This is a genomic window from Paractinoplanes lichenicola (assembly GCF_016785085.1).
Taxonomy (GTDB): Bacteria; Actinomycetota; Actinomycetes; order Mycobacteriales; family Micromonosporaceae; genus Actinoplanes; species Actinoplanes lichenicola.
The window spans coordinates 956,046-968,310 of sequence record NZ_JAENHO010000001.1 but is presented as its reverse complement, the minus strand read 5'-3'; the positions used below and the strand labels follow the sequence as shown (position 1 = coordinate 968,310).

The following is a 12,265-nucleotide window of genomic DNA, read 5'->3' as shown; positions in this document are numbered from 1 at the left end:
GGGTCCTTTCCTAGTGGGTCAGCACGACCGTGGAGATGCTGCGGGCGGGGACGGAGACGGTGACCTGAGAGCCGTTGACGCTGGTCGGCAGGGCCACGGCGTTGTCCGTACGGGAGGTCAGGTAGTGCTCGGCCCGGGTGATGCTCTGCGGCGCCTGCAGCACGGCATTGCTGACGGCCGAGGTGGACCGGTTGAGCACCACGAGGGTCGTCTTGCCGCCGCCGGAGTAGGCGGTCACCTCGAGCGGGTTCGCCTTGGTGCTCTTGGTCAGGGCGACCCGCTGGTAGCCGGGGCGCACGTACTTGGCGAACTGCGAGAACGCGTAGCCCCGCTTGAGCGGAACCCCGGCCGTGGTGCCGTACGCGGTCTCGCCGTCACCGATGAACGAGTAGTAGCGCTTGCCGTACCACCAGACGTAGGCGTTCCAGTTCGACTCCATCGACTTGTGGACCGTGCGCATGATGTCGTCGAGCGTCTCGTCCCAGACGGCCTGATTGCTCGGGTTGCCCCAGATGTTCGAGCCGTTGCCGTCGGCCTCGTGGAAGTTCCACTCGGTCATCCACACCGGCTTGTTGTTCTGCTCGGCCAGCGCGTACGGCTTGAGCCGGCCGGAGTCCTCGGTGCCGTACAGGTGCCCGCCGATGTAGCCGATGTTGTTGCGGGCGCTCGCGTCGTTGAGGGTCGGATCGGTGTAGCCGTAGTTGAGGTTCACCGCCTCGGCCACCATGAGCTTCGTGTTCTGCACCTTGGCGCCCTGGTCGCGGACGAAGGTGCGCAGCTCGGTGCCGCTCCAGTCCATCGAGTCGTAGTCGGGGTGCCAGTCCGGCTCGTTCTGCACCGACGTGACGTCGATCGGCACCCCCTGGCCCCGCATGTACTGCACGTAGCTGTTGAGGTGGTTGGCGTAGTCGTCGTAGTAGTCGGTCTTGAGCTTGCCGCCGTTGATCCGGCTGTTGTTGGTCTTCCACGCGGCCGGGGCCGTCCACGGCGAGGCGAGGATCTTCACCCCGGAGCCGTACGACTTGGCCGTCTTCAGCGCGTTGACCTGGGCCGGCCATTCACCGGAGACAGGCGAAATTCCCGTCCGTACGATCGACAGGCCCAGCTGCCCCGCACCGAGCCCGACGAGGGTCTGTGTCTCCGCCGTCGACCAGGCACCGCCCCAGATCGATACGGCGGCGCCGAAGCCGTCGACCGTCTGGTACTTCGTCGCGCCGTCCACGGTGATGTCGGCCGCGGCCGGGGGTGAGCTGGTGGGTGGCGTCGTGCCCGGTGCCGTACCGCCGGTGCAGGCCACCCCGTTGAGCGCGAAAGCCGTCGGCGCGGGGTTGCTGCCGGTCCAGGCGCCGGTGAAGCCGAACGACGCTGTGCCGATCGAGCCGTTGTAACCCACGTTGCGCGCCGTGACGGCCGAGCCGGACTGGGTGACTGTCGCGTTCCACGCCTGGGTGACGGTCTGGCCGGCGCCGTACGTCCACGTCACGGCCCAGCTCGTGAGCGGATCGCCGAGGTTGGTCACGGCGACGTCGGCGTTGAACCCGCCTTGCCACTGCGACGACACGGCGTACTTGACCGAGCAGCCCGCGGCTGACGCCTCGGCCGGCAACGCCACGAAAACGGCGGCCGAGGCCAGCAGGACGCCGGTGGCGACTCTCGTTCTCATCGTTCCCCCTGGAATTGTGCGAAGAACTTCCAGACCTCGCCCTTGGTCCACGTCGTGACGCCGCTCTCGGCGGTCGAGCCGTCCACGTGACCGGGCAGGTGGCCGCCGTCGAACGCGGCCCAGACGACCGGATAGCCGGCCCGGCATCCGGCGTACGCGGTGGTGATGTGGGTCCGGCTGCCGGCGGCCGGCTCCCGGGGGTTCTGCGGGGTGCAGCCGTTGGTGGCGACGAACTTGTCGCGCAACGCCCGGCCCTGCGCGATCGGCAGCACGTTGTCGCTGATCCCGTGAATGCCGAGGTAGGCGACGGGCTGGCTGCCGCCGCTGCAGCCGCTGATCTGGGCGCCGGAGAACACGGCGACCGCCCGGAAGACATTCGGCCGGGCGCAGGCCAGGGCGTAGCTCATCCCGCCGCCGTAGCTGAACCCGGTCGCGAACCGCAGCCTCGGGTCGACGCACAGGTCGCTCTCGATGCGCCGGATCATGTCGTCGACGAACGTCACGTCCTCGCCACCGCTGTTGGCCCAGCCGGCGTTGAGGCCCTGCGGCGCGACCAGGATCGCGGTGTTGTCCGACTGCTCCTGCTGGCCGTAGTAGGACCAGGCGGCGCCGCTGGTCCCGCCCGAGCTGACGTCGGTGGCCGACCCGCCCCGCCAGTGGAAGGCGAAGATGATCCGGTACGGGTTGGTGCTGTCGTACCCGCGGGGCAGGCGCAGGATGAAGCTCCGGCTCTTGCCGCCGCTCTGGATCGTGTGGGTGCCGTCGGCCAGCGTGGGAGCCCGTCCGCAGCCTGGGTTGCCCGGGGGCGGGGTCGTCGGGAGAGTGTCGCCTCCACAGACGACGCCGTTGACGGCGAAGCCGGTCGGCACCGGGTTGCTGCCGGTCCACGAGCCGTTGAAGCCCAAGGAGACGGTGGCTCCGGTGGCGATCGTGCCGTTGTAGCTCGCGTTGCGGGCGCTGACCTGCGAGCCGCTCTGGGTCACGGTCGCGTTCCAGGCCTGGGTGACCTGCTGACCCGAGCCGTACGCCCAGGTCAGCGTCCACCCGGTGACGGGGTCGCCCAGGTTGGTCACGGCGACTTCAGCGCCGAATCCGCCCTGCCACTGCGAGGTCACGGTGTACCGGACCGAACATCCGGTTGCTGCCTGCGCGGGGCCGGTCGCGACGGCGATGCCCGTGGCGGCCAGCACGGCGGCCAGGGCCGCGGCTTTGCGAGGGCCGAGGTGTCGCATGACTTCCTCCTTGTCGTCGTGTCAGGCGGTGGCGCAGCTCAGCGCCGGCGTCGAAGGGCTGCCCGTGGCCAGCAGGCCGAAGGTGGCCGAGGCGCCGGGGGCGAGGCCGCCGTTGTACGAGGCGTTGCCGACCGTCACGCTCGTGCCGCTGGTGGTCAGCGAGCCGTTCCAGACTTGGCTCACGGTCTGCCCGGACGCGAGGGTCCAACCGACCCGCCAGCCGGTGACCGCGCCAGAACCCGCGGTCACCGTGACCTCCGCCTGGAACCCACCGCTCCAGGTGCCGGTGACGCGGAATGCGGCCGTGCAGCCCGAACCGGCAGGCGGGGGAGTGGTGGTCGGCGGCGGTGTCGAGGTGCCGGCCCGGGTGAACTGCCAGCGGTCGACGTTGAAGAGGCTGCCGCTGCCCCCGGTGAACCGCAGATACAGATCCTGCGTGCCGGAGGCGGTCACCGGGCAGGTGACGTCGGTGAAGGTCTGCCAGCCGCCGGTGCCGGGCACGGTGCACGTGCCGGCCAGGGTGCCGGTGCTGCTGCCGAGCCGCAGTTCGATGCGGCCCCCGCTGGTGGCTGACGCGACGCGGGCCGTGAAGCTCGAGGCCCCCGTACCGAAAGCAACGCCTTTGACCTTGATCCAGTCGCCGTTGTCGATGAAGCTCACGCTGCGCCCGCCGGTACTCAGCGCCTCGGTCTCGACGCCGGACTCGGTGGCGATCGTCTCGGCTTCCTGCCGGGTGTACGGGTCGAGGGGGCCGACCTGCGGGGCGCCGGCCGTGGTCATGGTGATCGTCGGGAGGGTGCCGTCGGAGCGGTAGCTGAACTTCTCCACAGCGACCGAGCGCGTATAACCGCCACCGCCGGGCAGGGCACCGTTGTGGTAGAAGAAATACGAGCCGCCGGCGAAGTCGATCAGGCCCGGATGGTTGGTGAAACTGCTGCCCTGGGTGGGCATGACGGTGCCGCGATAGGTCCAGGGCCCGAGCGGTCCCGGGGCGGTGGAGTAGGCAATGAATTCCGAGCAGCACTTCGCGGCGTAGACGAGGTAGTAGAGGCCGCCGCGTTTGTAGACCCACGGCCCCTCCTCGTACAGGGTGGGCCGGTTGGCGTCGCCCGTGCGGGTGCCGAAACCCGCGGTGGTCAGCGGAATCTTGGCCGGGCTGCCGCTGAACGAGATCATGTCGGGGTTGAGCTTGACGTACCACAGGTTCGGGTTGCCCCAGTAGAGATAGGCCTGGCCGTCGTCGTCGATGAAGACGGTCGGATCGATCTCGTTGGTGTCGGCCAGCGGGCGGCCCAGCGCGTCGCGGAACGGGCCGGTGGGGCTGTCGGCGACGGCGACGCCGATGGCCATCCGCCCGGTGGCGCGCACCTTCATCGGGACGTACCAGTAGAACTTGCCGTTGCGCTCGACGGCCTGCCCGGCCCAGGCGTTGTCGCTCGCCCAGCTGAAACTGGCCAGGTTGAGCGGCGAGCCGTGGTCGGTCCAGTTGACCATGTCGGCGGACGACCAGACCCGCCACTCCTTCATGGTGAAGTAGGTCGAGCCGTCCTCGTCACGACCGGTGTAGAGGTAGACGCGGCCGTCGTGCACCAGGGGAGCAGGGTCGGCGGTGTAGATGGTCTGGACGATCGGGTTGTCGGCGCGTGCCGGGCCGGGCACGGCGAGAACCGCCAGGAGCAGCGCGCACAGGGCGATCAGGCTGCGGGCTTTGGTCATGGTGTGCTCACCCCGAACTGGTTGACGGTGACCGAGCCGCCCAGGGCCCGGGTGGCGTGGTTGAACAGGCCGAAGCGGTAGCCCATGAAGAACTGCCAGTCGTTGTTGAGCGTGAAGGCCGGGCCCAGGTTGGTGAACGTGGTGCCGTCAGTGCTGTACGAGAACGTCGCCGTACGCCCGGAGCCGGGCCGGATGTCGGCGCTGACCCGCAACCAGATGCGCCCGCCGCTGACGGATGCGCCGGCTCGCTCGCTGCCGGTTCCGGTCGTCGCCCACCCGCTGGTCGACATGGTCAGCCCGTCGGTCATCGAGACCCGGGTGGTGCCGTTGTCCTTGCGGACGCCGATCCACGCCGAGCGGTCGCGCAGCATGGCCAGGCCCGTACGGTCGCCGTCGGCCATCGCCGAGTAGTCGAGCTGGACGGTCGCCGTCGACGACGGGCCTTGAACGCGGCGGGTCAACGTGTTGCGGGCGTTGTAGAGGTCGTTGGTGACTGTCGCGGTGGACAGCCGCAATCCGTTGCCCACACTGAACTTCGATGTGTCCGGGTTGTGGTTCCACTCGTACTGCGGGCCGAGCGTGCTGCTCGTGAACGAGTCGCTGCCGGTCATCGGGGCCACCGGGTGCCACGGCAGGTTGGGTCGCGGGTAGCTCGCGCCCCAGCGGCCGTTGACGGTCTGCAGCACGGGCCAGCCGTCGCCGCTCCACGTGATCGGGGCGAGCGTGGGCATGCGGCCGCCGGGATAGGCGTCGGTGAAGGCCATGTACCACCAGTCGCCGTTCTGGGTCTGCACGAGACCGCCCTGGTGCGGCACGCCGCCGCCGGAGATCGGGCCGGGCAGGTCGAGGAGCACCTGGCGTTGCTCGTACGGGCCCCACGGGCTGGTCGAGCGGAGCACGTACTGGCCGTTGGCGGGGCGGGTGAGCCAGATGTAGTAGTAGTTGCCGCGCTTGTACATCCGCGAGCCCTCGAGCGTGCCGATGCTCGACGGCGTGGTGTAGACGGTCTGCGAACGGACCTCGGAGGTCAGGTCAGCCGAGAGCTGCGCGACGCTGATGGTGCCGTTGCCATAAGCCACGTACGGGGTGTTGTTGTCGAACAGCAGCCCGGCGTCGTAATAGCACTTGTTGAGCCGTGCCTTCTTGGCCCAGCCGCTGCCGGCGTCGGCCGACGTGTAGACGTACGTGCGGTTGAACTCGGTGCAGCCCAGCCAGTAGTAGGTGCTGGTGGCCGGGCGGTAGTTGAAGGCCGAGGCCCAGATGCCCTTGACGTACGCCCGGCCGCCGGACAGGTCGTAGGCACCGGAGTCGAAGTCGAGCCGGGGCACCGAGTGGCCCGCGTACTCCCAGTTGACCAGGTCGTACGAGCGCAGCACGGGCGCGCCGGGGGAGTAGTGCATGGTCGAGGCGGAGTAGTAGTACGCGTCACCGACCCGGATGATGTCGCCGTCGGCGAAGTCCTGCCACACGACCGGGTTAGTGAACGTGCTGGGGGCCGACGGGCCGGACGACGTCGGGGTCGGTGTCGCCGTCGGCGTCGTGGCACCGGTGCAGACGACGCCGTTGAGGGTGAAGCTCGCCGGGACCGGGTTGCTCGAGCCGGACGACGCGTTGAATCCGAAGGAGGCGCTGCCCCCGGTGGGCAGGTTGCCGTTGTAGGCGGCGTTGGTGACGGTGACCTCGGCGCCGGACTGGCTGACCGAGCCGTTCCACAGCTGGGTGATGCTCTGCCCGGCGGTGAACGACCAGCCGAGCCGCCAGCCGGTGAGCGGGTCGCCGAGGTTGTCGATGGTCACGGCGGCGCCGAACCCGCCCTGCCACTGATTGGTGATCGCATAGGTGACCCGGCAGCCCGCGGCGGCCTGGGCGCTGGTGGTGACGGCAATTCCGGCGAGGCCGACGGCGACCGCGAGGCCCGCCGAGATCCAGGGACGCGTACGGGGCATTTCGACTCCTGGGCGTGGAGGTCCCGCCGGCCCGGCCACCCCGGGCCGGCGGGAGGCTGAGGGTCAGGCGGCGGCGCAGGCCAGGCTGGTGCCGGGGCCCGTGCCGGTGCCCTGGAAACCGAATTCGGTGGAGCCGCCGGCCGGGACCTGCCCGTTGTAGGCGACGTTACGGAAGCTGACCGCGCCCGACGTGCCGGTGTTGGTCGCGCTCCAGACGCCGGTGATCGCGCTGCCGGACGGCAGGGTCGTGGTCACAGTCCAGCCGTTGACGGCGGCCGAGCCCGCGGTGACCCGGACGTTGGCGACGTAGCCGCCGTTCCACGAGTTGAGCGTGACGGTGGCGCTGCAGGCGCCGCCGGTCGGCGGGTTCGTGGTGGGCGGGGTGGTGGTCGGCGGCGTGGTGGTCCCGCCGGCGTTGAGGGCGTTGAGCACCGAGGTGTACGCGGCCTTCTTGTTGCCGGAGCCGTCGAACAGCAGCGGGTTCTCGCCTCCGCGCCACGAGTCGGTGTCCCGGATGCCCCACACGGTGATGCCGGTGCAGCGGGACACGGCCAGGCACGCCTTGGTGACGGTGGCGTAGATGTTCGCCTGGTTGCCACCCTGGGCGACGTCGAGCTCGGTGATCTGCACGTCGACGCCCAGGTCGGCGAAGCGCTGCAGGTTGGCCTGATACGACGAGTCGATGCCGGTGCCCAGGTGGGACTGGAAGCCGACGCAGTCGATCGGGACGCCCCGGGACTTGAAGTCGCGGACCATGTTGTAGATGCCCGTCGACTTCGCGTTGATGCCGTCGGTGTTGTAGTCGTTGTAGCAGAGCTTGGCCGCGGGGTCGGCGGCGCGCGCGGCGCGGAAGGCGGCCTCGATCCAGTCGTTGCCGGTGCGCTGCAGGTTGGAGTCGCGGCGGGCCCCCGAGCCGCCGTCGGCGAACGCCTCGTTGACGACGTCCCAGGCGTAGATCTTGCCCTTGTAGTGGGCGGCGACCTGGGTCACGTGGTTGATCGCGGCATTGCGCAGGGCGGTGCCGGACAGCGACTGGGCCCACCCGGGCTGCTGGGCGTGCCAGAGCAGCGCGTGGCCGCGCACCTTGGAGCCGTTGGACAGCCCCTGGTTGAGAATGCGGTCGCCGTTGGTGAAACTGAACCGGCCCTGCTGCGGCTCGGTCGCGTCCCACTTCATCTCGTTCTCCGGCGTGACGGAGTTGAATTCCGTGTTGAGGATGCGGGTATAGGTGGAATCGCCGAGCCGGCCGGCCGCGATCGCGGCGCCGAAATAGCGGCCGGACTGGGCCGCCGAGGCGCCGAGCGTGCTGGCGGCCTCGGCGGTGCCGATCACGGCGACGCTCGCGGCGATCACCGTGCTCGCGGCCGCCGCGGCCAGCACCAGGCGGCGGCGAGTAATGCGGGGACTCATCAGGGACGGCCTTTCTGCGGGGGACGGGAAGCGGGAGCGCAAACGGGGATTGGGAGCGCTCCCAGCTCAATAAGGGATGTTGCCAGGATGTTTCCGGGCACTCAAGGCGAAGTGCCCGCGACTCAATTCCGGCGGGCGGCGTAACACTTTTTCAGCACGTTTTCGGACGCAAAAACAATTGAGACGTCCATTCGCTCGGGGCCGACACTAATGTAATTTCGTGGCCGTCGTCGATATCATCGATGCGCATTCATCGAAGGCGGCAATGTGGAGGCGTGGGTGGCGGACAGCAGCGGAGCCGGGCGCCATGCCCGTATGGAAGGCTCCGGCCGGGGCGACGCCGTAACAGAAAATCCGGCCGTTCTGGTGCGGGCGGCCCGCTCCGGTGATCGGCTCGCCGCGGACGCCCTGATCACGGCCCATCTTCCGCTGCTGTACCGGATCGTCGGCCGCGCGCTGGGCGGGCACGCCGACGTCGACGACGTGGTGCAGGAGACGGTGCTGCGGGCGCACCGCGATCTGCCGGGCCTGCGCGCGCCGGAAAGCTTCCGCTCGTGGCTCGTCGCCATCGCCATGCACCAGGTCAGCGGGCGGCTGCGGATCTGGCAGGTGGAGCGGGAACGGGCGGCCGCGCTGACCGACGCCGAGCAGATCGCCGACCCGGGCGCCGAGTTCGCGGGCGTCACCGCGCTCCGGCTGGAACTGTCCGCGCAGCGCCGGCAGGTGGCCGAGGCCACGCGCTGGCTCGACCCGGACGACCAGCGGCTGGCCGCGCTGTGGTGGCACGAGGTGCTCGGCGAGCTCGACCGGGCCGGCGTCGTGGCCGCGCTGGGGGTGAACGCGGCGCACGCGCGGGTCCGCATCCAGCGGATGCGCCGGCAGCTCGAGCTGTGCCGGCACCTGGTCGTCGCGCTCGAGGCGCGGCCCCGCTGCCCTCGCCTGGACGAGGTGCTGGACGGCTGGGACGGCGTGCCCGGCCCGCGGTGGCGCAAACGGCTGGCCCGCCACCTGCGCGACTGCGGCGTCTGCGGGGCCGCCGGGCCTGAGCTGCTCCCGCTCGAACGACTGGTGGCCGGGGCGGCCGCGGTGCCGCTGCCGGTGGCGATGGGCGCTGCCGTGGGTGGTGCGACCGCCGGGGCCGGCTCGGCCGTGGGTGGTTCGATCGCCGGGGCCGGCTCGGCCGTGGGCTGGCTGGGGCAGGCGGTCGGCGTCAAAGTGGCGGCCGCGGTGCTGGTCACCGCGACGGTGTCCGGCGGCGTCTATCTGACGCGGCCGGAGTCCCGCGGCGGCGCCGTCGCGCCGGCGCCGGCCCCGGTCGCGTCCCGCTCCGCCGCGGACCCCACCCCCACCCGTACGGCTTCGTCTCGCGCGGCTCCGTCCCGCCCGGCGCGGCTCGTCGCGCTCGGGTCCGCGGTCCTGCGGCCGGTCGCCCGCCCGGACAGCGTGGTCACCCTGAACGGCGAGAGGCTGGTCGCGACGTCCGGAGGGCCGGCCACGGTGATCACGGTGATCCCGGGCATCGCCGACCCGGACTGCCTGTCGATGCGCTCGGCCGACGGCCGCTACGTGCGGCACGCCTCGTTCCGGATCCTGCTCAACACCGACGAGAACCGCGACCTGTTCCGCCGCGACGCCACCTTCTGCCCCCGCCCCGGCCCCCAACCCGGCACCGTACGGCTGGTCTCGCTGAACTATCCGGACCGGATGATGCATCTGCGAGGCGACGAGCTGTGGCTGGACCCCGAACAGGCCGGCGACGCGTACGTCGAAGAATCGACCTTCGCCGTCACTCGGCCGTAGGGCAGTGCCGGGCCTCCTTCTTCACCCGTCCACCGCCGGCTGACTGACGCGTTGCGACGCGGGCAGCCCGTTCGGCTCGGCCCAGAGCGCCCGTACGGCGGTCCGCCGCGCATGCTGATAGGCGAGCGAGCACGGATAGTCGCTGTGCCGCCGGATCGGTGGGTCCAGCACCTCGCCGCCCGTCGGGGCCAGGCCCTCCGGGTCCTGCACGGGCACGTCGAGGCCGGCCGGCGTGCCGATCGGCCAGCCGAGGTAGTCGGTCTCGCGGTACAGGTTGCGCCAGCGGACGTGGGCCGGGTCGTCGCGCAGGACGTCGGCCAGCCGGTGCCGCGCGGCCGGGCCGAAGAAGGCCGGGAACAAGCGGCCGTACAGGCGGGTCAGTTGGCTGCCGAAGGTGAGCAGATAGACCTCCCGCTGCCGGTCGCGGGGCAGTTGGAAGACGGTGGCGGCGACCAGCAGCGAGCCCTGACTGTGCCCGGCGAGGACGACGGCGCGTCCGGGGGTTCCGCAAATGCGGGTCAGCAGTTGGGGCACAACCCTTTCCCCGTACGAGGGTGGGGCGAACGGGTGTGCGCCGCGCGGCCAGAACGTGGCCAGGTCCCAGATCACGCCGAGCGTGCGGCGGGGGCCGGGCCTGCGGTAGGCCAGGCCGACCACCGCGGCCAGGACGAGCATCAGCAGGCCGGTCAGCACGCTGCCGGCGTCGGTGAACCACTCGAGAATCGGTCGCACGCCGGAGTCGGTGATCAGCTCGGCGGGGGTCAGCCCGGTCGCCGAACCGGCCACGCCGACGACCGACCACAGCACCAGGACGGCCCCCAGCCAGCCCACGAACATCGGGGTCTTCTCGCCGATGAACCGGTTGGTGGCGATCGCGGCCGCCACATCCAAGGCCCGGCGCCGCTTGTGAGCATTGCCCGGCGCGTCCGGCAGCGTCGTCAGAAGACCTTCCTGCGCCGTACGGCGGAGCCGGTTCACCGAAAGGGTGGCCAGCCCCGCGGCCACGACCAGCGGCAGCGCGAAGGTGAACAACCCGGCCGCGGTCCACAGCAGCGAAACCGGAATGTGCACCTGACTGTCGTCGCGGGTCACCCGCTGACTCCCGTTGAGCCATTCGGCCAGCCAGAACGTCCCCGCCGCGGAGTAGAACGTGCCCGCGAGCACGCCGAGACCGCCGAAGAACGCCGAGGACCGGCCGGCCCACAGCGGACGGTTGAACTCCCGATCGCGGTCGAAGCGGCCGATCAGGGCCACCGCGGCGGTCAGCGTGGTCAGCAGCAGGACCGCGAGGAAGACTCGGCGCGGGCTCCAGTCGTCAGCCGTGCCGGTGGCGCCGAGCGTGACGCCGGTGGCGACCAGCAGGACCACCGCCACCCCGCGGAGCAGGTTGTTGACCAGGGCGCCGAGCAGGAGCACGACGGCGAACTGCCCGATGAACAGGCCCTGGGCCACGGCGCCGAACCCGGTCAGCGGCGCCGGCGGCCCGGGCAGGTGGGCGCGGGCCGGCACGACGAGATAGAGAGCGGCGCCGACGAACGCGAGGAGCGCGGTGACGATGGCGACCGTACCGTCGGCCCCGCCGCCCACCGCCGGTTGCCTGACCCAGATCTCGCGCTCGGCCAGGGCGTACAGAATGACCGCGAACGTGACCAGGGTGAGCGTGGCCGCGGCAACACCGAACGGGTCGGGCCCGTCGAGCTTCCACGCGGCGAGCGTGCCGAGCCCGGCCGGGGTGGCCAGCCCCGCGGCCAGATGCAGCTTGGCCAGCCGGCGGACCTGCGTGTCGCCCGACCAGAAGAACCGCCGCTCCAACGGCGAAGCAGGCTCGGCCGGGGTCGGCGGTGTCGCCGGGATCTCGGCCTCGTAGGAGAAGGACCGCCGGGCCAGCAACCAGACGACCGTGGCCGCGAGCGCCGGGACGAGCATCAGAAACCCGACCGGCCGCAGCCCGGAATGCCAGAACTCGTTCTCCCTGAGCAGCGCCGTACCAGGAACGCCGCGGGGGCATCCGTCGCGGCACTGCCACCCGAACTCGTCCATCGCCATCTCGGCCGCGGCGGTCGTCATCGCCACGGTCAGGCTCACGGCCAACAGCCGTACGAGATAGGCCGCAGTCCGCGCCCGCCGCGACCGCGACACGTCCGGCCGCGCCCACAACGCCACGTTCACCAGCGCGAACGGCAACAACAAAGCCCACCCGGCGCGCTGCACGTCCTTCTTGGCCCGCGACCCCGAGGTGAGCTGACCCCAGCTGTACGCCTCCGTGACCACCGTGGCGTCGTCGCGGTCGCCCCGCCGCCGATAGAACCCGGTCTGCTCATCCCCGGCACACAACCGCACCTCGGGATCCGCGCTCCCACGCTCCCGCAACATCGCCTCGGGCGACGTGTTGGCCACACCGTGCACCCGGATCTCCAGCACCTCGCGCATGCCCCGATGCTCACCCGGACCCGCCGCCGAACGTCCCACGGCGTACAAGATCTGACGCAACGCGCCCC

The 12,265-nt window shown here is 70.9% G+C and carries 7 protein-coding genes; 1 reads left to right on the top strand and 6 read right to left on the bottom strand.

The genetic code is table 11. The features are described from left to right. Positions 1–10: 10 nt before the first annotated feature. The 5 genes from JKJ07_RS04275 to JKJ07_RS04255 all read right to left on the bottom strand — a co-directional run bounded on the left by JKJ07_RS04275 (position 11) and on the right by JKJ07_RS04255 (position 7,967). The gene (locus JKJ07_RS04275) at positions 11–1,663 is read right to left on the bottom strand and encodes a cellulose binding domain-containing protein (protein WP_202989866.1); all 1,653 of its coding nucleotides are present in this window, start codon (positions 1,661–1,663) and stop codon (positions 11–13) included. Further along, entirely contained in the window at positions 1,660–2,895 is a 1,236-nt protein-coding gene (locus JKJ07_RS04270; protein ID WP_202989865.1) for a cellulose binding domain-containing protein, read from the bottom strand. The genes JKJ07_RS04275 and JKJ07_RS04270 overlap by 4 nt, the downstream gene beginning before the upstream one ends. A 21-nt stretch (positions 2,896–2,916) precedes the next feature. Beyond that, entirely contained in the window at positions 2,917–4,611 is a 1,695-nt protein-coding gene (locus tag JKJ07_RS04265; RefSeq protein WP_202989864.1) for a family 43 glycosylhydrolase, read from the bottom strand. After that, complete coding sequence (locus tag JKJ07_RS04260) at positions 4,608–6,557, bottom strand: family 43 glycosylhydrolase (RefSeq protein ID WP_202989863.1); 1,950 nt, start codon at positions 6,555–6,557, stop codon at positions 4,608–4,610. Before JKJ07_RS04260 ends, JKJ07_RS04265 begins: the two co-directional genes overlap by 4 nt. Positions 6,558–6,620: 63 nt before the next feature. Further along, the gene (locus JKJ07_RS04255; RefSeq protein WP_202989862.1) at positions 6,621–7,967 is read right to left on the bottom strand and encodes a glycoside hydrolase family 10 protein; all 1,347 of its coding nucleotides are present in this window, start codon (positions 7,965–7,967) and stop codon (positions 6,621–6,623) included. 315 nt (positions 7,968–8,282) lie between these two features. Between JKJ07_RS04255 and JKJ07_RS04250 the strand changes: the two genes are divergently transcribed. Next, positions 8,283–9,767: a sigma-70 family RNA polymerase sigma factor gene (locus tag JKJ07_RS04250; RefSeq protein ID WP_202989861.1), complete on the top strand. Its 1,485-nt coding sequence runs from the start codon at positions 8,283–8,285 to the stop codon at positions 9,765–9,767. Positions 9,768–9,788: 21 nt separating this feature from the next. Here JKJ07_RS04250 and JKJ07_RS04245 read toward each other — a convergent pair whose 3' ends face one another. Then, entirely contained in the window at positions 9,789–12,197 is a 2,409-nt protein-coding gene (locus tag JKJ07_RS04245) for a hypothetical protein (RefSeq protein WP_202989860.1), read from the bottom strand. Between the last annotated feature and the right edge of the window lie 68 nt (positions 12,198–12,265).